Annotated in this window: 17 protein-coding genes; 9 read left to right on the plus strand and 8 right to left on the minus strand. The window is 51.6% G+C overall.

Going from position 1 to position 23,951, the window contains the following annotated elements:
* Nucleotides 1-77 precede the first annotated feature (77 nt).
* Nucleotides 78-767: a response regulator gene (locus JYB63_RS16210; protein WP_205658944.1), complete on the minus strand. Its 690-nt coding sequence runs from the start codon at nt 765-767 to the stop codon at nt 78-80.
* Nucleotides 760-2,379, minus strand: coding sequence for an ATP-binding protein (locus JYB63_RS16215; protein WP_205658945.1), 1,620 nt, complete (start codon nt 2,377-2,379; stop codon nt 760-762). The genes JYB63_RS16210 and JYB63_RS16215 overlap by 8 nt, the downstream gene beginning before the upstream one ends.
* Nucleotides 2,380-2,564: 185 nt before the next feature.
* Here JYB63_RS16215 and JYB63_RS16220 point away from each other — a divergent pair, with 185 nt between their 5' ends.
* The 4 genes from JYB63_RS16220 (at nt 2,565) to JYB63_RS16235 (ending at nt 6,779) form a co-directional block, all read left to right on the plus strand.
* A complete protein-coding gene (locus JYB63_RS16220; RefSeq protein WP_205658946.1) occupies nt 2,565-3,551 on the plus strand; it encodes a tripartite tricarboxylate transporter substrate binding protein in 987 nt (328 codons plus the stop codon).
* Nucleotides 3,552-3,696: 145 nt separating this feature from the next.
* Entirely contained in the window at nt 3,697-4,170 is a 474-nt protein-coding gene (locus JYB63_RS16225; protein ID WP_205658947.1) for a tripartite tricarboxylate transporter TctB family protein, read from the plus strand.
* 4 nt (nt 4,171-4,174) lie between these two features.
* Nucleotides 4,175-5,716, plus strand: a complete 1,542-nt coding sequence (locus JYB63_RS16230; protein ID WP_205658948.1) for a tripartite tricarboxylate transporter permease — start codon at nt 4,175-4,177, stop codon at nt 5,714-5,716.
* 334 nt (nt 5,717-6,050) lie between these two features.
* On the plus strand, nt 6,051-6,779 hold the full coding sequence (locus JYB63_RS16235; protein ID WP_205658949.1) for a class II aldolase/adducin family protein: 729 nt from the start codon (nt 6,051-6,053) through the stop codon (nt 6,777-6,779).
* 62 nt (nt 6,780-6,841) lie between these two features.
* On the opposite strand, the gene JYB63_RS16240 is transcribed toward JYB63_RS16235, so the two are convergent.
* The 4 genes from JYB63_RS16240 to JYB63_RS16255 all read right to left on the minus strand — a co-directional run bounded on the left by JYB63_RS16240 (nt 6,842) and on the right by JYB63_RS16255 (nt 12,493).
* The gene (locus JYB63_RS16240) at nt 6,842-7,765 is read right to left on the minus strand and encodes a DMT family transporter (RefSeq protein WP_205658950.1); all 924 of its coding nucleotides are present in this window, start codon (nt 7,763-7,765) and stop codon (nt 6,842-6,844) included.
* A gap of 144 nt (nt 7,766-7,909) precedes the next feature.
* Nucleotides 7,910-9,253 carry a GGDEF domain-containing protein gene (locus JYB63_RS16245; protein ID WP_205658951.1) on the minus strand — a complete coding sequence of 448 codons (1,344 nt, stop codon included), beginning with the start codon at nt 9,251-9,253 and terminating at the stop codon, nt 7,910-7,912.
* Nucleotides 9,250-10,170 carry a cytochrome-c peroxidase gene (locus JYB63_RS16250; protein WP_205658952.1) on the minus strand — a complete coding sequence of 307 codons (921 nt, stop codon included), beginning with the start codon at nt 10,168-10,170 and terminating at the stop codon, nt 9,250-9,252. Before JYB63_RS16250 ends, JYB63_RS16245 begins: the two co-directional genes overlap by 4 nt.
* A 334-nt stretch (nt 10,171-10,504) precedes the next feature.
* Nucleotides 10,505-12,493, minus strand: a complete 1,989-nt coding sequence (locus tag JYB63_RS16255) for a methyl-accepting chemotaxis protein (RefSeq protein WP_205658953.1) — start codon at nt 12,491-12,493, stop codon at nt 10,505-10,507.
* 434 nt (nt 12,494-12,927) lie between these two features.
* Between JYB63_RS16255 and JYB63_RS16260 the strand changes: the two genes are divergently transcribed.
* Both JYB63_RS16260 and JYB63_RS16265 read left to right on the plus strand, forming a co-directional pair.
* A complete protein-coding gene (locus JYB63_RS16260) occupies nt 12,928-13,593 on the plus strand; it encodes a tRNA (adenine(22)-N(1))-methyltransferase (protein WP_205658954.1) in 666 nt (221 codons plus the stop codon).
* A gap of 363 nt (nt 13,594-13,956) precedes the next feature.
* Complete coding sequence (locus tag JYB63_RS16265; RefSeq protein WP_205658955.1) at nt 13,957-17,145, plus strand: methyl-accepting chemotaxis protein; 3,189 nt, start codon at nt 13,957-13,959, stop codon at nt 17,143-17,145.
* 72 nt (nt 17,146-17,217) lie between these two features.
* On the opposite strand, the gene JYB63_RS16270 is transcribed toward JYB63_RS16265, so the two are convergent.
* Both JYB63_RS16270 and JYB63_RS16275 read right to left on the minus strand, forming a co-directional pair.
* The gene (locus JYB63_RS16270) at nt 17,218-17,865 is read right to left on the minus strand and encodes a glutathione binding-like protein (protein ID WP_205658956.1); all 648 of its coding nucleotides are present in this window, start codon (nt 17,863-17,865) and stop codon (nt 17,218-17,220) included.
* Between the two features lie 181 nt (nt 17,866-18,046).
* Nucleotides 18,047-19,231 (minus strand): HD-GYP domain-containing protein, encoded by a 1,185-nt coding sequence (locus tag JYB63_RS16275; protein WP_205658957.1) that lies wholly within the window; start codon nt 19,229-19,231, stop codon nt 18,047-18,049.
* A 390-nt stretch (nt 19,232-19,621) separates the two neighbouring features.
* Between JYB63_RS16275 and JYB63_RS16280 the strand changes: the two genes are divergently transcribed.
* The 3 genes from JYB63_RS16280 (at nt 19,622) to JYB63_RS16290 (ending at nt 23,945) form a co-directional block, all read left to right on the plus strand.
* Nucleotides 19,622-20,182: an RNA polymerase sigma factor gene (locus tag JYB63_RS16280; protein WP_205658958.1), complete on the plus strand. Its 561-nt coding sequence runs from the start codon at nt 19,622-19,624 to the stop codon at nt 20,180-20,182.
* 10 nt (nt 20,183-20,192) lie between these two features.
* Nucleotides 20,193-21,182 carry a FecR family protein gene (locus JYB63_RS16285; protein ID WP_205658959.1) on the plus strand — a complete coding sequence of 330 codons (990 nt, stop codon included), beginning with the start codon at nt 20,193-20,195 and terminating at the stop codon, nt 21,180-21,182.
* A gap of 198 nt (nt 21,183-21,380) precedes the next feature.
* Nucleotides 21,381-23,945 carry a TonB-dependent siderophore receptor gene (locus tag JYB63_RS16290; RefSeq protein WP_205658960.1) on the plus strand — a complete coding sequence of 855 codons (2,565 nt, stop codon included), beginning with the start codon at nt 21,381-21,383 and terminating at the stop codon, nt 23,943-23,945.
* The last annotated feature ends 6 nt before the right edge of the window (nt 23,946-23,951 follow it).

The raw sequence follows: 23,951 nt of genomic DNA on the forward strand, positions 1-23,951 counted from the left end.
ATAGGTTGTTGGTATAAAGGTTTACTCTTTGGGTATTTGTCTGCTCATTGCGTCACTTTGGACCTGAATAAAGGGAATCAGGGATTGAGCCGGTACTTGCGCTCGGGCCTGCCGACACTGCCGTAGCTGACTTCCGCATGCAGCTCGTCACTGCTGACCATGTATTCCAGATACCGTCGGGCAGTGGTCCGGCTGGCATTGATGTAATCGCCTACTTCACTGGCGTTAAGGGCAACGTCTTTGTCCTGCAGAACCTGGCGGATTTTATCCAGCGTGATGCTGTCGATGCCTTTGGGTAAGCGTTGTGGTTGTGAGGTAGTTTTAGGCGTCTGCCCCCGGGGCAGCATGGTGTCGACGTTTTGCTGGTCCAGCGACTGCAGCGCCTGCAATTTGCTCAGGTGTTGCCGGTAGTTGTGCAGGGTTTCCTGCAGACGTTCGAAGACCAGTGGCTTGAGGATGAAGTCGAAAACGCCGCCGTGCAGGGCTTCCCTGAGGGTGTCGACTTCTTTCGCGGCGGTGACCAGTATGACATCGACACTGCTGTTTTCAGCCCGCAGTTTGCGCAGCAGGTCCAGCCCGGTGCCGGTAGGAAACTGCACATCCAGCAGAATCAGGTCCGGCTGCATGATTTCCACCAGATCTTCGGCTTCTTCCAGGCCATGGGCCATCCCGACCAGTTCAAAGCCTTCTATCCGTTCCAGAAAACGTTGCTGGATGGCGGCTATCTGGCGGTCATCTTCGGCAATGATTACCCGGATATCAGTCATGGCTCGGTACCTTCGGTATATAGACGATAAAGCGGCTGCCGCTGTTATCGGCAGGTTCCAGAGTGATGGTGCCGTCCAGCTCATCAAGCAGCTTTTTCACCAGATACAGGCCAATGCCGTGGCCGGTACCGGTTTTGCTGGTAACACCTTTTTCAAATATACGTTGTTGCTGGTCGCTGCTGATGCCAGCACCCTGATCTTCTATTTCAAAGATTAGATCATTTCCCAGATCCGTCATGGACAGTTTCACCTCGCCGCCAGCCCCCCGGTGGCTGCGGGTGGCTTCAAGGGCGTTGTCGATCAGGTTGCCAAGAATGCTGACGAGCTGGTCACGGGGAAGATCTTCAGGCAGGTCAGCCATCTGGCTTTCCGGGTCGATATTCAGGCGCAGGCTGAGTTCCCGGGCACGGTTGTATTTGCCCAGCAGGCAGCCGGCGAGAATCGGATCGGGGACTGATGCAACCAGCAGATGAATCAGTTCCTGATGGTCCTGGGTTTCCTGGCCGATCAGCGCCAGCGCTTCTTCTTTGGCGTTAATCTGAATCAGCCCGGCGATTGTGTGCAGTTTGTTCGAGTATTCATGGGCCTGACTGCGCAGGCTGTCGGCGTATTGCTGAATACGGGAGAGTTTCTTGCTGACCTGATCAAGCTCGTCTTTGCGGCGGAAACTGGATACCACACCGGTAATGGTGTCGCCCTGATGCAGGGGCAGGCGGTTCACGATCAGGTTTTTACCCTTGAGCCAGACTTCATTGTCGAACTGGGGTTCGCCACTGGCGAGTACTTCCAGCATGGCGCTGTCCGGTAACAGCTGCTCGATGGGCTGGCCGGTGAGGTCGGTATCGGTGGGCAGGCCGAGGGTTTTAATGGCGGTCTGGTTAATGGTGGTGATCTGGCCTTCGCTGTTAATGGCAATGATGCCTTCCCGCACTGATTGCAGAGTGGCTTTCTGTTCATCGAACAGACGGCCGATCTGTTCCGGTTCAAGCCCGAAGGTGGCTTTTTTGAAGTGATCAGCAAACCACAGGGCGGTCAGCACGCTGAAAGCAAACGCACCGATGATGACCAGAATCAGGGTGATACGGTAACCGGCGATGGTCGCTTCAACGGTGTCCAGCAGGTAGCCAACCGAGATGACACCGATGATGTCTTTGCCGTTGTGATCATATACCGGTACCCGGGCCCGCATGGACCAGCCCAGGCTGCCTTTGGCTTTGGATATCCGCTCGATGCCCTGCTTCAGCGTAGGGGAAATGTCATCGTCATCGTCATCCACCAGTGACAGGCCGATCATGGCCGGGTTGGGGTGCGACAGACGGTTACTGTCATTATCCCCAAAGACCACGAAGCGGGTCTGGGCTTTCTGTGCCAGATGCATACTGAGTGGCTGCAGCATGGCGGAATCTTTGCGCTGCACGGCGTCAATGACTTCCGACATGGCGGCAATGGTTTTTGCCACGTGCAGGGCTTGCTTACCGATCTGCTCGTCGAGCGACTGGTTGAGGTTATGTAACGCAAACAGGCCGATGATACTGGTCTGCAATAATGCGATCAGACCGAGGATCAGTACCATGCGTTTTTTGAGCTTCAGGCTGCGTATGGAGAATTTCATTATTTTTCTTATTCCGCCGGATACTCTCTGAATACTAAGAAATTTTTTCCGGAAAAGCCCGTGAACTTTATGCACAAAAGGTGCTTTAAATTCTTTAATGCCATTAAATCCACAATCTTCTTTAGTCAGGAATGAGCGACTACCTTGAGGGCTGAGAATAACGATAAAAATGCGAGGAAACTCAAATGTTCGCCAAGAAAGCCTTCTCTAAATCAAACCTGATGGCTGCGCTGCTGACCACCTGTCTGACGGCCGGTATGTCCATGCAGGCTGCAGCTGTTGATAACATTCACTTCCTGATTCCCGGCGGTGCTGGCGGTGGCTGGGACGGTACAGCCCGTGGTACCGGTGAGGCGCTCACCAAGTCCGGTCTGATCAAGGAAGTATCCTACGAAAACATGTCCGGCGGTGGTGGCGGTAAAGCCATTGCTCACCTGATCGAGACGGCCAGCCAGCAGGATGAAACCCTGATGGTTAACTCCACGCCGATCGTGATTCGTTCCCTGTCTAAAGTATTCCCTCAGTCGTTCCGCGACCTGACACCGGTTGCTGCCACCATTGGTGACTTCGGTGCGTTCGTGGTGAAGAAAGATTCCAAGTACAACAGCTTTAAAGAAGTGGTTGCTGATTATCAGGCTGACCCGCGTGCGATTAAGATCGCCGGTGGTTCTGCCCGCGGCAGCATGGACCATTTAGTGGCTGCAATGGCATTTAAAGCCGCTGGCGGTGATGCCCGTCAGGTGCGTTACGTGTCTTATGATGGGGGCGGAAAGGCAATGGCCGGTCTGCTGTCCGGTGAGGTTCAGCTGTTATCCACTGGCCTGAGTGAAGCACTGACGCTGGCTGAAGCTGGCGAAGTACGTGTGCTGGTTATGACTGGTGATGAGCGTAATGACGCTGCTGCTGATGTGCCGACGCTGAAAGAACTGGGTTATGACGCAGTATTTGTTAACTGGCGTGGTTTCTTTGCCGCTCCTGGTATCTCTGATGCCAAGAAAGGCGAGTACGTTGCTGTGTTGCAGAAAATGTACGACACCCAGGAATGGGAAGAAGTACGTGCCCGTAACGGCTGGAGCGAAATCTTCAAGCCGGATGCTGAGTTTGTCAGCTTCCTGCAGGAGCAGGAAACCGAAGTCGGTAACCTGATGCGCGATCTGGGCTTCCTGAAGTAAACCCTGCTGTTTGACCTCTCACGCGGTCTGTCTGCTGCCGTGCACCGCCGGTGCCGGCAGCCAGACGCTCTGACTGGCTGCTCAGTTCTGTTCACCGGAGCTGCTGTGACCGCAGCCTGCAAGTGTTTTGTCCGGGAGTATTTCCATGACTATTACCAAAGACCATATTGGCGGCCTGGTGTTTCTGTGCCTGTCGGTTGCCTACGGCTATTACGCCCGGGATATCCCTCTGTTACCCGGGGATGAGTTTGAACCCTTTACCGCCCGCAGTGTGCCCAATGCACTGGCCTGGATTGGCGGTGTGCTGTCGCTGGCTCTGATCGTGACTGCAAAATCCGATACGGCGAATACATTACGACTGGCGGGGCTGGATTTTGGCCTGGTCAGCAAGTTACTGATTTTAGTGGTGCTGTTCGGTCTGGCGCTGGACTGGCTGGGCTTCCTGCTGGCAACTGTACTGTTTCTGATAGCCGGTTACTGGCTACTGGGGGAACGCCGGCCAAAAATGTTGCTGGTCGCTTCGGTTCCGTTTGCGGTCGGTATCTGGTTTGTACTGACCCAGCTGCTGGATATTTATCTGGCTAAGGGTAAGTTTTTCACAATGTTAATGGGAGGCTAGGACAATGTTGGATGGAATATTTACCGGTTTATCCACTGCGCTGATGCCGTTTAACCTGTTAATGGTAGTGGTTGGATGTTTTGCCGGTACCTTTATTGGCATGTTACCGGGGCTGGGGCCGATTTCGGCCGTGGCACTGATGATCCCGATCACTTACGGGCTTGATCCGTCTTCCGGCATCATTTTGATGGCCGGTGTGTATTACGGCGCTGTATTTGGCGGTTCCACGTCTTCAATTCTGATCAATGCGCCAGGCTGTGCAAGTACCGTGGTAACCTCGTTTGACGGTTATCCGCTGGCGCAACAGCAGCAGGCAGGTAAAGCGCTGGCGCTGGCGGCCTATTCATCATTTACCGGCGGCACCATCGGTGCGCTGGCACTGTTATTTGCAGCACCGGCACTGGCGACGGTATCGCTGAGTTTCCAGTCGACGGATTATTTCGCGCTGATGGTGCTGGGCTTAACCGCCGTGGCCGCGTTTGCCGGTAAGGGGCAGGTGCTTAAGGCACTGATTATGGCTGTGTTTGGCCTGATGATTGCGACGGTCGGTACGGATCTCAGTTCCGGTGCACCACGCTATACATTCGGCAGTGTAGATCTGATCGACGGTGTCAGCTTCCTGTTGCTGGCAATGGCAACCTTTGCCCTGACCGAAGTGGTCATGACGGTGTTAAAAGGGGAACACCGTGATGAAGAAGAGCAGGTGGACATGAGTCAGCTGGGCAGTATGAAACTCAGTAAAGAGGAAGTACTGCACATCGCGCCGACGGTGGGCCGCAGTTCGGTGTTCGGTTTTCTGGTGGGTATCCTGCCGGGGGCCGGTGCCACAATCGCGTCTTTCCTGGCGTATGGTCTGGAACGTAACCTGGCTTCAGTTAAAGAACGGCTGAAGTTCGGTAAGGGGGCATTACGTGGTCTGGCGGCACCTGAGTCGGCAAACAATGCAGCATCAACCGGTTCGTTCGTACCGCTGCTGACACTGGGTATTCCCGGTTCGGGTACCACGGCAATCATGTTGGGGGCGCTGATTGCTTACGGTATCCAGCCGGGTCCGCGGTTGTTCATCGATAACCCGGATGTGTTCTGGTCGGTGATCATTTCCATGTACTTCGGTAACCTGGTTCTGCTGATCCTAAACCTGCCGCTAATCCCGTATATCTCACGCCTGCTGGTGATTCCGCGGCCGATTCTGATTCCGCTGATTCTGTTCTTCTCAATCACCGGGGTGTATCTGGTGAGCTTTAACAGCTTCGATATTCATATGATGGCAATCATCACTTTGATTGCGATCTTCCTGAAGTTGCTGAGCTTCCCGATGGCACCGATGTTACTGGGCTTCATTCTGGGCGGGCTGATGGAAACCAACCTTAGCCGGGCGCTGATTATTTCTGACGGCAGCATGGCCTTCCTGTGGGAACGTCCGCTGACGCTGGCAATTATGATCATCGCGGCGCTGATGCTGTTCATGACCCCGCTGATCGAACTGATGAAGAAGTTTCGCTCCGACCGGGGTGTTGAAGAATCTGTGGGAGAAGGCGAGGGATAATCGCTCAGCTGTGGATTAAGTGTGAAGTGCACCAAAAGCCTTCTTCTGGCCGTCAGGAGAAGGCTTTTTTATTGCCGGGTTTATTGTATCAGCGACTAGACTCAGGAAGGTGAAGCAGGCAATGAAATTAGCCAGCATGACTCAACGGGACAGATCAGCTGAATAATTGCCTCTGAGCGACAGGATTGAATTCCCCCGACCTGATGCGCAAAAAAATAGCGATAGCTATAGAGGCTGCGCATGCTTTGCTGTAGATTGTAGGACAATATTTGTCGGAATTAGCAAAGCTTGCCGGCGGTAAGTGGAATACGGGCGCACAGAGAGTGAGGAATCTATGTCACAGGAACAACAATTACGTATCGATTTGGCCGCTGCATTTCGGCTGGTTTATGAGCTGGATATGCATGAATCGGTTGCGAATCATCTGAGTGCGGCGGTATCGCCGGACGGTAAGCAGTTTCTGATGAACCGTCGCTGGATGCATTTTGCCAATGTTACCGCCAGCAATCTGCAGTTGCTGGACAGTGAAGATGACAGCATCATGCAAACCGATGAAGCACCGGATGCATCAGCCTGGGCCATCCACGGCAATGTGCATAAAGCCTTTCCTCATGCCCGGGTGATTCTGCATGTTCACTCTACCTATGCGACTGCGCTGTCGACCCTGAAAGATCCGCGAATTTTACCGCTGGATAACAATACTGCCCGGTTCTTTAACCGCATTGCGTATGACACCAACTTTGGAGGTATTGCGACCAGCGATGCAGAAGGTAAGCGCATCATGGATACCTTTGACGGTAAGAAAGCCCTGATGATGGGCAACCACGGGATTTCCGTAGTTGGTGAAACCGTCGCTGAAGCGTTTGAGAGCCTGTATTACCTGGAGAAGGCCTGCAAAACCATGGTGCTGGCGTATTCAACCGGTCAGCCACTGAATGTTTTACCGGATGATCTGGCGGAAGAAACCGCTGCCAGCTGGGATGAATTCAAAGGTGCCGGTGATGCGCACTTTGAACAGCTCAAAGCCATGCTGGATAAGAAGGACCCGTCTTACCGGGATTAATACTTCAGCAGTGGATTAAAAAAGCAGCCGGTTGGCTGCTTTTTTTGTGGTTTCAAAAACGGTTATTTTTGCCGGACCGCCAGTATGCCGGCAGTGATTATCAGTGCCATACCGCTCAGCGTAAATATATCCGGTATTTCCGCAAAGAACAGAATCCCCCAGACGGTCAGGAAAGCCAGATAGCTGTAGTCGAAGGTGGCAACGGTGGCGCTCGGGCCGTTCTGGTAGGCATAGGCACCGCCCACGGCGCCGATTACAGCAGCGACAGCCAGTGCACTCATGGCCAGCCACTGGGTGATGCCCATGTCTGTCCAGGCACCGAAAATAAACTGATTGCCGGTACTTTGCAGGGCATCCGGCCACAGCAGGGGGAAGCCGATGCTGGCGACAGCACCCACTGTAAATATGGTCAGGTGCAGGCTCAGCCCCAGTACCAGCGGGCTTTCCTGCTGACATTTGGCCCGGGTCAATACCATGGATAAGGCATACAGAATAGCCCCCACCAATGGCAATAGTGCGGTAAGGCTAAAGTCGTCGGCACCGGGGCGCAGCATGATCAGTACACCGGTGAAGCCCAGTCCGATGGCGAGCCAGCCCAGCGGGCGAATGTGCTCCCCCAGGACGCAGGCGGCAAACAGGGTTATGAATAACGGCAGGGTATAGAAGGTTGCCCCGGCAACGGAAAGGTCGATGGTTGGCAATGCTGCGTAGTATGCCACCCACTGAAAGGTCAGCATCAGGCTGCGCAGAGCGACCCAACCCCGGGCTTTGGGCCGGAATCCTTGTTCCCGGGGTAAAAAGTGAATCAGCAATATCAGGGGGATGACGGCAACAATGCTGCGCATAACAAACAGTTGCCAGAGCGGAAAAGACAGGCTGAGTGCTTTGATCAGCGCGTCCCCCAGTGACAGCGCAAATACTGCCAGCAAAATAGCGCCGACAGGGTATATCAGTTTGACCTGAGCCTGAGGCAGGGCCTGATTCATAGAACTGTCTTCCTGTAATTTTTATTCTTATCGCGGGCAGTAACTGCGCGTCGCAGAGCCCGATCATACGGTCAGATGCTAGCCGCTGGCAATCATCGTGATATTACTTTTCAGAGGAGGGAGGAGGAATAAAAGTATCCGGCTTTACTCAGGGGTGTAAAACCGGATGCACTGTTTACCTTCCTGTTTCGCCTGATACATCGCCTGGTCAGCAAGCTCTACCAGCTCATGCATGTTGCGGGTATTTGAAGGATAGTGGCTGATACCGATGCTGGCACTGACCCGGATGTTCTGTTCCAGTGTCGTGCTGCACAGGCGCAGAGTGTTCTTTGCAATCCGCTCGAGAATGTCCTTATTGGCATTGGCGATGGCCAGTACAAATTCATCGCCACCAAAACGGATAACCAGATCATTCTCCCGCAGGGACAGTTGCAGCTCATTGGCGATATGACGCAGCAGCTCATCCCCCTGCTGATGACCAAGGGTGTCGTTAACGGCTTTAAAGCCGTCCAGATCGATGAACAGAATGCCCAGCGAGGTGTGGTTCCGTTTGGCCTCATTGAACAGTACCGGCAGTTGCTGTTCAAGTAATCGCCGGTTACCCAGCCCGGTCAGGGTATCGGTCATGGATTCCGTTTTATGGAAGTAGTGCTGTTCATGATAATGGCGCAGGGCGTAAATCAGCACACTGATCAGCAGCAGGCCGGCCAGCACATAGATACCTAACCAGGTTTGCTGTTGCTCGCGGTGTTCATCCAGAAACGCCAGGTGTTCAGAAAACAGTTTGTTAAAGTCTTCTATTTTGGACTGCATCGCGATGCTTTCCAGCTGCTGGCTGAGTTTGATGTTGTTATCCCGGTGCATGTTAAGCAGGCTGAGATGCTTGAGCATGTTTTCCCACAGGGGCTGTAATTCCTCCGGCAGTAAACCGCTGTAAGGCATAACCTGATGGGTTTCCAACCGGTAATCCACCAGTTGATTCGTCAGGCTCTGGATGACTTCGTTTTGCAGATAGTTACGGAACAGTATGCTGGTTTCGGCGGTGATCTGGCGTTGTTGCTTAGCCGTTTCAAGCCGGTTAAACATCACTTCGATCAGATTTGGCAGATAGTTAAGTGAGTTCCGTAACAATGCGTTATTCGATTTGAGCTGCTCGATTAACGGAAACTTCTCTTCCAGGCTGGCTTGCAGTTCCGGGATACAGGGGGCCAGCGTGTCAGGCAGTGACGGGGGGGAGGCCAGTGTTTCTTTGTAGTCTGTATAAACCGAGTTCAGTTCGTCATAACTGCGGAAGTACCAGCTGTCCATCAGCAGGATCTGTTTCTCAAGCTTGGCATCCAGTTGCTCTAACTTACTGATATATTGGTTGATCTCCGCCTGCTGGTGACGCTCTGAACTGGTCTTGTCCTGAACAAACAGGAACAGCAGTGCCAGCCCCAGAATGGCCAGTAAAATACTGAAGATGATTCGGCTTTGCAGGCTGTTCATGGCATTAGTGTCGGATGAGGTGAACCGCTGAGGCTTTGCAGGAATGCAACGATCAGATCGATATCAGACGCCGGGATTTCACGGCCCAGCTGATGTCTGGCCATCAGGGTGACGACTTCTTCAAGGGTGCTGACTGAGCCGTCATGGAAATAAGGCGGCGTTTCGGCGACGTTACGCAGGCTGGGGACCCTGAATACCTGAATATCCGCTTCATTTTCGGTGGTGTTATAGCGACCAAGGCTGGCATGAGAGCTGTCGTCCGGATCATAGGCATAGGGTTCAATCACGCCGATCTTCTGTAACAGATTACCGCCGATCTTCTGCCCCTGATGGCAGGATGCGCATCCGTAGCGTTTAAACAGCTCGTAGCCGAGTTTGGCGTCTTCACTGATGGCGTTTTCATCCCCCTGAAGAAAGTCATCAAAGGCAGAGGGGGTGGTCAGGGCTAGCTGATACGTGACCAGTGCCTGAGTAATTGTCTCCCGGGTAATCCCTTCCGGATAGAGCCGGGAAAACTGTGCATCATAGGCTGGCTGCTGTCTCAGGCGGTTCTCAATGTTGTCCCAGTTCAGGCCCATTTTTGCCTGTTTGGCGACCAGGCTGTGCATCTGTTCCTGCATGGAAATCAGCTGGCCTTCCCAGCCCAGCGGATAGTTTTGCGACAGATTGAAAATAGAAGGAGAGTTATAACGGCTTTTATTGCCGTTGTGCATGGGGGTTTTTGCCTGTGGGTAACTGCCGCCGTGGGAAAACAGGTGGCAGGATGCACAGCTGGTTTTCCGGTTTTCAGATAACAACGGCTCAAAGAAAAGTTTTTTCCCCAGTAGCATTTCCGGCGTGATCTTGACCGGATACCGGACGGCAGATACCGGCTCGCGGGCGTAGCTGATCCCAGCAAGAAGCAGCTGTAATGCCAATATCCATATCAGGGAGGTTAGTTGAAAGACTCTCTGCCGCAATGAATGGGTCCGTATGTATCTGTGTTTTTATTAGTATTCATACTGCGGCTACAGTGTTTCACTGCAGTCCGCCTGATAAAGCCTGTGGGGATCACCGGCTTTACGGTATTTGTTCAGATTATGTATATACCGGCAGTTTTTCTATGCCTTTGCTGCCGTTTCGGGCAGTTTTGTATAACGGATAAATGTCCTTACGAAGTGTACAGGTAACGATTGCCGGAAAAATCAGGTATTTAAAGCACATGAATAGCCCAGCTTGGGCATTCATGTGCTTTATCAGTTACTTATCCGGCTATACCTGGAAGCGCTGTACGCTTGCGCTGAGCTGCTGTGAGGTATTTTGTACCCCGTCAGAACTGGCACTCAGCTGTTCCATGCTGTCTGCGCTGTCGTTATAACGCTGCTGAATTTCCTGAATATTGTCGTTAATTTCATTAACCGTGGCTGACTGCTCCTCAGTGGCCGCCGCATTTTGGGTATTCATATCGTTAATGGTAGAGATCTGGTCGATAATGCCGGTGAGCTGCTCAACAAGGGAACCGATGCTTTCATGGGTCGCCACCGCTTTTTCCTGACTCTGGGTCATGGCATTAACCGCTTTCTGGCTGCCGTTCTGCAGCTTGTCGATCATTTCTTCGATGCGGATAGTTGATTCCCGGGTACGCTGTGCAAGGGTGCGTACTTCATCCGCTACCACCGCAAATCCACGGCCCTGTTCACCGGCACGTGCGGCTTCAATGGCAGCATTCAGCGCCAGCAGGTTAGTCTGTTCTGAAACGCCTTTGATCACGTCCAGCACGCTGCCGATTTCTTCACTGTCACTGGCGACCTGGCCGATGATATCCCGGGTTTCGAGCAGGGTGTTATCCAACGTGTTTACATCTTCACGGGTTTTTTGCAGCAGTTCTTTGCCGGATTCCGCGGAAATGTTGGTCGCATTGGACTGATCCGCTGCCATGGAACAGTTAGATGCCACTTCCTGAATAGATGCCGCCATTTCATACATGGCCGCGGCCACCATGTTGGTCTGATCCTGGCCACTGACCATTTGGGTACGGACATCGCTGGAGACAGTCTGCATGGTATCCACAGTGTTTTGCATGCTGTGGCCGGCTTGCTGGATGTTATCTACCAGTTTACGTATACCGTCTACCATATTGTTGAAGATCACCGCCAGACGGCCCAGATCATCTTCGCTGCGGGGTGTCACTTTGACACGCAGGTTAGAGTGTTCACCCAGTTGAGTCAGGCCTTCAATGATGTCTTTCAATTGCAGGGCAATCTGACGCTGGGTCAGTACGCTCAGTGCGATGGTGGCGCTGATAACCAGAATGGCCGCAATCAGCACGGTATAGAAAATATTGTTAGCCGCATCTTTTTTGCTGTTCACCAGGCTTATCAGGTCTGCCGACAGGGTATCTTCACCCTGTTTGAGCAGGTTAATACGGTTGGTTGCCTGTTTAAACCAGGTGCTCGCATCAACGTTAAAGTTGCTCTCGGCTGCCCAGGCGATCTGGCGCATACGGTTAACTTCAGCAACCGCCGGGTTCTGCAAAATACGGTTTACTTCCTGCTGGTTTGCCTGCGTGGCAAACTTGCGGAAGACCTGCATCAGGGCGGCTTGCTCAACACCCAGGGAAATATACTTTTCTTTCTCTGTGGCTGTTGCCACGTCTTTCACAAAAACACCGCTAAGAACTGCCCGCTCGATGCCTGCCCGTTCTTTACTTTGCATCATGTAAAAGTAAGCAGAGGCCCGGTTTGCAATATCAACGTCCGCGACCATGTCTGATAAACCGGCGGTGATGTTGAGCATTTTTCCGTTCAGGGCCGTTAAGAAGCCGATCGCCTGAGGGAGGGGAATATTCACGGAAGAAATTTTACCGCGCATGTTTTCCAGCTGGTTCAGATCTGCACTGATGGCATCCAGAGTCTGACGAAGCCCGCCTTCTTCATGTTTGGCGAGAATATCAGCAACGACGGTTTTGTATGCTTTCAGAGCTGTATCAGTGTTACGGCGCTGGTTGCCAAGCTCGGTTTTAAAGCGCTGGCCTTTACTCCCCAGATAGATGGCTGATGCACCACGTTCCTTTTGTACTTCATGTACCAGTTCACTGGCAGCAACCGACAGCTGAATGAGATCAGATGCTTTCTGGTCATCAGTAACAATGGTGTATTTGTCGGTAAGGATACTGGCCATGCATAAACACAAAATGCTTAAGGGCAGCAGAATGATGAGTTGCAGTTTGGATCTGATAGACAGATTCCTGAAAAAAGACATAACAGCTCCTTAGGGGGGAGACCCTAATCTATGAAAACAACATTTTTATTGCTGGACTGCATAGGTTTACTGGCCGTCGGGTGCCAGCGGTCCATCGCGTGCTACAGAAGGGATAATACATTATATACAATGCATTTAAACCAGCGTTTGTATACTTTATAACCCAAATTGTGTGTGCGTTTGTCTGGCAAAAAAGTCTTTTAAAAACAATATGTGTACGGGAAGTGTTTCACAGTATTGCGGCTCAATTTTTGATATTTATCAAGAAAGCACGACTAAAGTTGAATGCTTAAGAATTGATCTACCCATTATGAAAAAATCAGCTGTCTGCGGATGTTTTTTGGCGGTATGAAAGGCAGAAATAAGGCTTATGACGTGTGGCATCCGGTGAGGTAAACTGAGCCGCTTCTTCATTGTATTGAGAGAATTTTCGGATGAAAGTCAGCCGGCGGCTACACCAGCTCAGTGAGATGGTTCGCGACCATTATTCCCATATTTGGGACTGCTGCTGCGATCACGGTTTGCTGGGACAGTTATTACTGGACCGTGGTCAGGCAGACTGTGTCCACTTTGTGGATGTGGTACCGGCACTGATGACTCAGCTGGAAGCGCATCTGCAACAGACATACAGCGGGAAGCGCTGGCAGGTACATTGTCTGGATGTTGCCCGGTTACCCCTGAGCAACTATACGCAGGCCGGGAAACCGCAGCTGGTAATCATTGCCGGTGTCGGCGGTGATCTTCTGATGGATCTGGTGACGGCTATCTGTCAGTCGCAGCCGAATGTGTCTGTTGAGTTTCTGTTATGCCCGGTTTATCACACGTATAAAGTACGCAGGGCGCTGGCGGATCTGTCGCTGGGCCTGATCAGCGAAACCTTGGTGGAAGATAAACAACGTTTTTATGAAATTCTGCATGTGTCTGCTGCTGCCTGCGAGCCTGTCACGCCGGTGGGGGAACAGATGTGGAACTTCTCAGATTCGGTTCACCTGACCTATTTACAGCAAACCCTGAATCACTACCGGCGTATGGCCTGTAACCCTCAGCAGGATGTCAGTGCCGAACTGGAAGCGTATCGGCGTTTACTGCCTGATGTGTGACAGAGACATTTGACCGTCAACAGCAATTCAGCTTCGCAGGTATGTTTCAGAGGTATTTTACTTATCAGGGTAAGGCTGCTTACCCTGATGATTTGTAAGCTTTTTCCCTTTCATAAGGCAAAAAATCAGAGTTCTCCCCAAAATGGTCAATCAAATGGCCGTGTCGCTATTCAAAGTGCCGCTAACCCTCCTATGCTGTATGCGGATGTAAACCGTGATTTACCCGGGGTGATGGAGGTAACACGGCTGCAGGCGATGCCTGATTACATCCAATAGAAATTCCGGACACGGTTCCTTCAGGAGCCGGGCAGGAGAACAATTAAGTTCGGAAAGGTTGCTGGAAAAATCCACGGGAGAGTGTGCATGAAGATCAATATGCCGGTTACTGAAACGGAAGTCATGATGCAGGAAGGTCAGGAGCTGGTCTCCAAGACTGACCTGAAAGGAGTTATAACCGATTGTAATCAGGACTTCGTGGATATCAGTGGTTTTACACTGGATGAGCTGATCGGGAAAAACCACAATGTAGTGCGCCATCCGGATATGCCACCGGCGGCATTTCAGGACTTATGGGATACCCTTAACGCAGAACAACCCTGGATTGGCATGGTGAAAAACCGTTGTAAGAACGGTGATTACTACTGGGTACAGGCTAATGTCACACCGATCAGGGAAAATGGCCGTGTCAGCGGTTATATGTCAGTGCGCTCCAAACCCAGCCGACAGGATATCGATGCAGCAGATACCCTGTATCGCGATATCAATGCAGGAAAGGCTACGTTGCATGCCGCCAGTCGCTGGCAACGGCTGAACTTTTTCTCCCGCTGGAAGTTGTTTCAGAAGTTATCTTTCTCACTGGCAATGGTACTGATTCCGTTGCTGGCATTGCTGTTCCTGGTGGTTGCAGAGCAGAACAGTGAAATTACTAAAGCGCAGGATGAAGTGCACGGTGTGGAATTTATTATGCCGTTACGTACCCTGCAGCAGAATCTTGCGGAACACCGGGGGCGGACTGCCGCGTATAAAAACGGTGATATTAATCAGGCGGGCCGTTTAGCTGAGCTGAAAAGTAATATTACGGCCAGTATCAGCCAGATTGATCAGGTAAACCTTGAGTATGGTTCGGAGCTTAAGCTGGATGCTGAATGGCAGACGCTGAAAGCCCAGTGGCCAGCCCTGGAAAGCCAGTTAGGAAGCCTGAACGCGCAGCAAAGTTTCGCACGCCACAATGCAATGATTAATTCCCTGTTTGAATTCATTGTGCATATTTCGGATAAATCCGGCATGGCGGTTGATCCGAATCTGGATTCGTCACTGCTGATCAGTCTGACCGTTAATGAATTATTACCTCTGGCAGATACCTTAGGCATTATGCGTGGGACCGGTGCCGCAGCCATTTCTTCCGGTGTGCTTGAAGCGTCCCAGCGTGACACCGTGCTTTCCCTGCACGGCCTGGTTGAAAAATATATTCACGACATTGATGACCGCTACAAGTCTTTATTCAAAGCGAATCCGCAGCTCGAGGCGAGCCTGAAAGGCGATGTTGACGGAGTACTGCGTGAAGCAAAAGACTACCTGCATCTGGTCGATACTCAGCTGCTGTCCCGCGGTGTGATAACCGTCAGCAGCGATGCTTATTTCAGCCAGGGAACAGAAGTCATCAACCATATTTTTGCGCTGTTCGATGAGTCCGAGCATCAGTTAAATTATCTGCTTAATGACCGGACGACTGATTTGCGCATCACTCAGGCCATCGAGCTTGGCGTCGTGTCGCTGATTATTATTCTGGCGCTGTTCCTTTACTGGCGGACAGTCCGTGGAATTACTCAGCCGCTGGATAAGGCTGTGAATATGTTTGAAGCCATTTCCAGTGGTAACTTTACGACCCGGGCAGACCTGAGTCAGGCGGATGAGATTGGTGATGTATTACGTGCCCTGACCAGTATGCAAATTAAGCTGGGGTGCGAGCTGAATGAAAGTAAAGCGAAGGCTGAGTCGGCACTGCGCATTAAAGTGGCGCTGGATAACGTTTCCAGTAATGTCATGCTGGCGGATACCAGTGGTCAGCTGATTTACCTGAACCCTGCCGTGAAAAGTATGTTGCGCAGTGCCGAAGAGGCTATCCGTAACGATATCCCTGATTTTGATGTTGATGCATTGCAGGGTGCTGGCTTCGGTAAGATCTTAACCGATGAAAACCTGCAGGATCAGTTACTGGAAAAACTGACATCGACTTACCGGACCAATATCCAGATTGGCAACCGTCACTTCAGTTTGATCGCAAATCCTGTAGTGAATGAAGAAGGCCAGCGTTTGGGTACCGTGGTTGAATGGACTGATATTACTGAGCAACTGGATGCCGAGAATCAGGTTGAAGCACTGATCGCACGTTCCGTTGCCGGTGAACTGGATGAGCGTCTGGACACCTCAAACTATGATGGCTTTATGAAAACCATCAGTGAAGGTGTTAATGAGATGCTGGATACCGTGGTTGTGCCAATTAAAGAAGTACGCCGGGTATTGTCTGAGTTGGCTCAGGGTAATCTGCGGGAGCGGATGGAAGGTGACTTCCAGGGTGAGTTTGAAGCCCTTGACCGGGCACTGAATACCACCATGGATCAGCTCAGTGATACGGTGACGAATATTCGTTCCAGTGGTCAGCAGATCAGTCATGGTGCCGGTGAGATCGCTCAGGGTAATACCGTACTGAGCCAGCGGACGGAAGATCAGGCCGCCAGCCTTGAAGAAACCGCTTCCAGCATGGAAGAGATGACTGCAACGGTTAAACAGAATGCGGATAACGCCCGCAGAGCCAGTGAGCTGGCCAGCGGTGCACGGGATCAGGCGGAGCAGGGTGGCCGGGTTGCCACTGAATCTGCTGAAGCAATGTCGACCATTAACCAGAGCAGTAAGCAGATTGTTGAGATCATCGGTGTGATTGATGAGATCGCTTTCCAGACTAACCTTCTGGCACTGAACGCCGCCGTTGAGGCTGCCCGTGCCGGCGAGCAGGGCCGGGGCTTTGCAGTGGTTGCTTCTGAAGTACGTAGCCTGGCACAGCGCAGCGCCAGCGCTGCTAAAGATATTAAGGATCTGATTAACGAAAGCGTGGTGAAGGTGGAAGAGGGTACCCGTCTGGTTGGCGAGTCCGGAGAGTCACTGGAACAGATTGTTAAATCGATCAAAGAAGTGAGTGATATCGTGTCGGAAATTGCATCTGCCAGTCAGGAGCAGGCCAGCGGTATTGAACAGGTGAACATTGCCATTGGTTCAATGGATGAAGGTACTCAGCAAAATGCGGCACTGGTGGAACAAACCGCTGCGGCCAGTGAGTCTGTGAACCAGCAGTCTCAGCAAATGATGGACCTGATTGCCTTCTTCTCGGTAGATGATGCCGGAAACGTGCCTGATACAGTGGCAAAAAATGATGCCCTCAGCAAGCTGATGGGATCAGCCACTGAACAGCGTGATGTTGAGTCCCCGCTGAAGCAGAAGAGCAGCCGCCCGGCGGATCTGGTTCAGAGTGGTGGTAACGAGTGGGAAGAATTCTGATCCCTGGCTGATCAGACGGTTGGGAAAAGCCCGCCGCAGTTTTAACTGCGGCGGGCTTTTTGGTTATCGGCTTCAGATTTCCGGGATGATCTGCTGATTCATTTCCCGGTCTTTCAGGCGGTCACTTTCGATCAGTGCTTTGATCAGAGGACGGGCCAGCATCCGTTCTCGGTAAGCATTCAGATGCTCATATTCAGAAGGGTTCAGGCGGGCATTTTCTGCCAGTACAAAGAACCAGGTCAGGTAGGCATCGGCGGCAGAAAAGCTGTCTCCTACTAAAAACTCTCTGTCAGCCAGATGGTTATTCAGCACTTCAAAACGCAGCGGAGCCAGGTCGCGGATTTTATCTTTGACGCTGTCGGTGGCTTCCGGGTAGAAAACAACCCGGAAAATCTGCTTATGCAGCTCTGTGGCGCAAAAGGCGATCCAGCGCAGCATTTGAAAGTATTCCGGGTCATTCGGAGAACGGTGGAAGTGGCTGTTTTCCGACTGTGACTGAATCCACAGCAGGCAGGTGGAGGTTTCCGTCAGAATTTCACCGTTATCAAACCGCAGTACGGATACCTGCCCAAGTGGATTTATGTCATAAAGGGAGGAGCCGTTTTCCAGTGTTTTGGTCCGCAGGTTCAGGTATTCAGTATTCAGGGAAACACCGCCTTCTGCGGCTGCTATACGAGCAGCCAGTGAACAGGTTAACGGTGCATGCATAAGTGTGGCCATCGGGTGCCCTCGCAAAGCAGATAATGTTATTTGCAGCCTGAATACGCTACAAAAATAAAAGCCTTAGCCTATAAGAGGATATGAAGATCAGCGACGGGCACAGGTGACAGATTACGGGCGAAAACTGACAATCAGCTTTCCCGGTAAGTGCAGGAAAGATGCGGGTGAAGAGAGGCGAAGATTACATTTCGTCCCGTGCCAGCGGGTGTTGCATGGGCCAGACGGTTCGCAGGTCTTTCAGTAGATGCTGATTTTCTTTTGCGCAGAGCATGTTTTTAATGGTCAGGCCTGTTTCACCCCCGGTAGGGATTTCGTCCCCGATTTCAGAGGGGTGTTTCCGGGCATCAGTGATCAGGCGAACGCGGGGTTCATCAAGTTTCTTTGTCAGCCGGGTAACGATACCGACCTCACCGCTTGTCAGTTCAATCAGGCTGCCCGGTGAATATATACCGATGGCGTTTATCAGCAGGGTAACCAGGTCGCCGTCAATGGAGCTGCCGCGCTGCTGCAGCATTTGCCGCAGAGCATCTTTATGCAGAATTCTGCTGCGATAAGCCCGCGGGCGGATCAGGGCTGTGTAGTTATCGGTAATCGCCAGCAGCTTGGCGTCTTCGCTGAGATCTTCTCCGCGAATGCCTGAAGGGTAACCGCTGCCATCTATACGTTCATGGTGCTGGTGGACCGCCGTTAACCAGCGTTTTTCAGTTACTCCGTGGCTAATCAGCAGGTCATGGCCGGTTTGTGGATGCTCAGTAATGATTTTCTGCTGTTCTTCGCTGAGGGCTTCTTCCTGATGAAATACCTGTTCCTGGATTTCGAGCATGCCAATATTCTGGGTCAGGGCTGCAACCAGAATCGGTAAACGGTCCAGCGGGCCTTTACCCTGACGGCGACAGGCTGCTTCACACAAAATGGCATTGTGCAGCGGGTGAGCAAGAAAATTAGGGGCTTCCTGATTGAGCTGAATACTGCCAACCATGGCGTCGGTGTTTTCATCACAGGCATACTGGATATCCAGTGCGATGCGCATGATCCGGTTGATAAAGGTAGGGTCGTTTTCTTCGTGCAGAATGGCGAAAGCATTTTTCAGATGATCAAGTAATGTGTTGATAATCAGAAAACTGACTGCCGGCTCATTAGGATCTCGGCCTTTTTTGTCTGTGCTGGCCACTTCTTCAGGTGAACAGTAATAACAGGCTCCCCGGGCAATCAGTTGGGTGATCTGGCTGTCGCTTTTTATCACATGGCCTTTTGAAAGCAGCAGTGATCCCGCTGAGGAAAAGATATCCCAGTTCAGTGCTTCGCCGGTAATTACATTCTCATCGGTTACTTTTCGTTTTACGAGCTCATCAGTTTTTTTTGTCATGCAGAGTCTGCTTGTGGTCCGGCTGTCAGCTGTAAATCTGAATACTTATCCGGGTACTGGAGCTGGAAGTACACCGAGATGAAAGCCGGAAAATTATTTTTATGATTATTTTGTTCATCTTGCATTCATATTAGCGGCCGATTTGTCTGGGACTCAATGACTAAAACCCACTTTGGGTAGGGTGTAAGGTGATTTTGTCTGCTTTAAGAGACGTTTATTACTTGATTAATAAGAAGTGATTATCTGTTTTGTTTGTTAATGGTTATCATTTTTGATGATTTCAGGCTTGCTCTCTAGTATTCTCAGCGCCGGATTTTAAGTGTCGCAGTCTTTAATACCGATGGTTGTGATGATCTACCGCGAATTTCGATCAGGTTGTACTTCAGGGTAATGAGCAGTCAATTATATGATGTCGCGCTGGAAGACCGGCCACCGGAGGCAGTCGCACAGCAGGGCGGAGTGCTGGAGAGCTGGTACCGGCAATACCGGCAGGCGCTGTTATTGCAGATTCAGGGGCAGGTAAAGCACCGGCATATCGCTGAAGAACTGTTACATGAAACCTTTATCCGTTTGTCCCGCATGCCCGCACTGGATACCATCCGCCAGGTAAAACCTTTTATTCACAAGGTGGCCAGTAATGTCACGGTTGATTATTTACGCTCCCGCCAGAGAGCGCCGGAGACTGAATCCGACGACGTCCTGCAGGAGTGGGCATCTGATGATCCCGAGGCCCTTGAATGTATCGCTCAGCAACGGGAAATAGATTGTCTGCGGGCAGCCATTGAGCAACTGCCACCACGCAGTAAGGAAACGCTGTTACTGGCCCGTTTCAGGGAAATGCCATTACGTGAAGTTGCCAGGGAGCTTGGCATTTCGCAGACCATGGTTGAAAAACATCTAAAAAACGCACTGCAAAAATGCCGCCATGCGTTACTGAAAGATCTGAACTGAGGGACGCCGGATGTCACAGATAAATTCTTCTTCACAAGCCAGGCAGCAGGTTGCCAGCGCCAGTCAGGATGAAGCGCTGGACTGGTTTCTAAAGTTACAGGCAGATCCGGAAAATGCCGGCCTTAAAGAGGCTTTTGTTGAATGGAAGGACAGCCATCCGGATAACGAAAGCCGATATCTGGAGGTACTGCTGCTCTGGGACAACGTTAACCGGGTTGATGAAGCCGCGGTGCAAATGCCACAAGCGCAGGAAGCCATGAATGTTTCGGTAACGCGCAGGCGTGCCAGTAAACCTTACTACTGGCTGGGGGCATCGTTATGCTGCTTATTGTTGTTTTTGATCGCGTTTGTCCCCGGTTCTGTGCTGTTACCCCTGAGTAATGCAGACTACGTAACGGCCAGCGGTGAGCAGGGCATGCACGTGCTGGAAGACGGCAGCCGCCTTTATCTGAGCGGTGGAACTGCTGTGGATGCAGAGATAACAGCAGACGCCAGGAGCCTCACCTTACTGCGCGGAGAAGCTTTTTTTGAAGTAGCCAAAGATTCTCTGAGGCCATTCCGGGTAATTGCCGGGGAAACCCTCACGACTGCAGTGGGCACGGCATTCAACATCAGCCTGAGTGAATCTCAGGTAACGGTAACCCTGACGGAAGGTATTGTGGATTCCGGCACCGACAGTGAACGTATCAGGATGGCTGTGGGTCAGGAACTGCAATTTCGTAATGGTCGGGCAGACGTGCAGATCGGAAGTGCCCGTTACTGGCCCGCCTGGAAGCGGGGGACTGTCAGTGTTGAAGACATGCCCGTTGGTGAGCTGGTTACACTGCTTAACCGGCATTATTCTGCAGTGATCCGTTCCGTTGATCCCCGGTTACTGGATGCCCGGGTCAGCGGTATTTTGCCACTGGACGATCTTCCGACAACGCTGGAAATGCTTCATCAGATTCTGGATATCAAACATCTGAACCTGTCAGATTCACTGGTTTTATTGCACCGCTGAAATTTTTTTCCTGAAAGGGGTTGGGTAATTACAGCCCGGTGACGTACTTAATGTTTAAGTAATGCGAATTGTTTGTATTTGTATTTTGTGTTTTTGTTAAGTAGTCAGGAGTTTCAGGTCATGGCCCTCAGCCAGGTTTCCGCCAATATTTCATCTGCGACCGGTTTTTTACAAAAAACTGCTTTGCGGAAAGGTTTCATGCGCACACTGCTTTGTTCGGCGATTGCTCTGGGTGTGTCGTCCCAGGCTTTAGCTCAGCAGGAAGATGTTTTAACTCACCCGTTACAGAGTGCTGTCCCTGCACAGAGTTTGCAGCGCTCTCTCATCAGTGTTGCTGAGCAGGCCGGGCTGATTGTGCTGATGCCGGCGGGGCAGTTTCAGCAGCAGGCGGTGGCTGTTGATGCCGATATGACGGTCGGGCAGGCATTGGAACAGTTGCTGCAGAATACCGGTTTCAGTTTCCGGATTAATGATGGTAAACAACTGGTGATCACACCGGCAAATGCTTCCGCGCAGAATACAGTAAGTGATGTCAGAGAGGCTGAGGTGGCGGTGATATACGGTACCCCTCTGAGCCGCTACGAATTTGATGAAGCTTCTTCTGCGACAGGCTTCCCGGCAGACATTGATGAACTGCCCCGGACTGTGCAGGTACTGCCGGAACAGCTGATTCTGGATCAGAACGCCAATGACATGAATGACCTGCTCATGAATGCGGCGGGTGTTACCCGTGCCCATGGATTTGGCGGAACAGAAACCCAGGTGAACATTCGGGGATTTACCAGCAGCCATCTGTTTGTTGACGGAAACCCGGTAAGTAACCGCTATAACATCGATCTGGCCAATGTTGAAAGCACTGAGGTCATTCTTGGACCTGCATCGGTCCTGCACGGGCAGGTAAGCCCGGGTGGTCTGGTGAATATCATTACCAAGAAGCCGCAGGCTGAGCAGTCTAATTCGCTTCAGCTGGAAATGGATGAACATGGCAAGCAGAAGCTGGTGCTGGACAGCACCGGGTCACTGTCGGAGGACCTGCAGTACCGGCTGATTATGTCCGGAGAAGACAGTGAGAACTTCCGGGACGTAAAGACTACCGAAGGTACATTTCCTTCAGAGCGTCAGAGTTTCAGCATTTCACCATCAATCAGTTATACACCGGATGAGCAAAACACCTATACCCTGCGGCTGAATTACGCCAAACAGGAATTACCCATCGACCGGGGGACTGTTGCAATTGCGGATGCCAGCGGCAATATCAGCATTGCTGATATTCCGGACGAGCGACGGTTGGGCAGCGAGCATGATAAGCGGGAAAGTACTGACAGCAGAATTCAGTTCGACTGGGATCATGAACTGGACAATGGCTGGACTAACCGTTTGAAGTTTGGCTATTACGAGAAGAAATTTGATGATTATCAGACCCGACCTGTGTCCGGGCTGAATGCTGTTCCGGCCGGTAGTGATTTCCTGAGTGTTGCACTGGCAGGGCTGAATCGCAGTTCTGTTCAGGCTAACGGGCAGTTAGTCCGGATTTCCGATACGAACCCTGATGTTAAGGAAAGTGATCTGTTTTTGTCTGACAGCCTCAGTGGTGATTATCAGATCGGAGATATCGACAATACGCTGTATCTGGGTGCTAACTATACCCGCCGTAAAGTAAAAGATGCCGACGGGGCAGCCCTGACAGATACGCCGGCCGCGTTAATTGCCGGTGGGTTTGGTGCTTATGTATATGATCTGTCCGTGATTGATGTTAACAGTTCGGTGCAGCCGGCTAATCAGAAATTGGCGCAGACCTTACTGAATGACAGTGAAGAAACCATTGATGAGTTCGGGTTGTCGGTACAGAACCTGGCATATCTGACTGACCGGCTGAACCTGTTAACCGGTATTCGCTACGACCGGTTTGAAATTGATGAGACCAGCACAACCTATTACCGGGCGATTAATTCCGGGCAACAGGGGTTTGAAAAACTGGCCACACCGGAAGTGAGTAAGGTCAGCAGCAAGAATGACAATATCAGCACCCAGGCGGGGCTGATGTATGACATCACTGATGAAGTGGCGGTGTATGCCTCTTACAGTGAATCATTCACCCCTAACTACATTGGCGTGACTGCCGGGTCGACCGCTTCATCAGCGTCACTGGCGCCGGAAGATTCATCCCAGATTGAGCTGGGGATCAAAACCAGCTTCATGGATGACAAGCTGCGCTTTACTGCGGCGGCCTATGATTTAACCCGTAAGAACGTTCTGCGTTACGAAAATCTGGTTGCATACCTGAACGGTGAAGAGCAGACCCGCGGGGTGGATATCAGCAGTACTATGCAATTCGTGTCGGGTCTTAACGTACTGGCTTCATATTCCTACATGGACAGCGAAATTGTTCGAGTCAGTGGTACATCAACGGCTAATGAAGGTAACCGGCCTTACAGTATTCCGCAGCATAAAGCGCGGATCTGGGGATCTTATGAAGTTCAGGGAGGCGACTGGGCCGGTTTGGGATTTGGTCTGGGGATGGAGCATGTCGGGGAGCGTTATGGCAACGATGCGAACACTTATAAGCTGCCTTCCTATACCGTCTACGATACGGCGACCTGGTATTACATCCCGCTGGGGAATGAGCAGACACTGCGCTTGCAGGCGGGTATTAAAAACCTGACGGATAAAACCCATTACCTGGCCAATGGCAGCGGTGATACTTACCGGATTAATGTGGGCGGCCCGCGTACCTTCTATATGACTGCCCGTTATGAATTTTAACGGCTG

This window comes from Aliamphritea spongicola (assembly GCF_017051665.1).
GTDB classification, from domain to species: domain Bacteria; phylum Pseudomonadota; class Gammaproteobacteria; order Pseudomonadales; family Balneatricaceae; genus Amphritea; species Amphritea spongicola.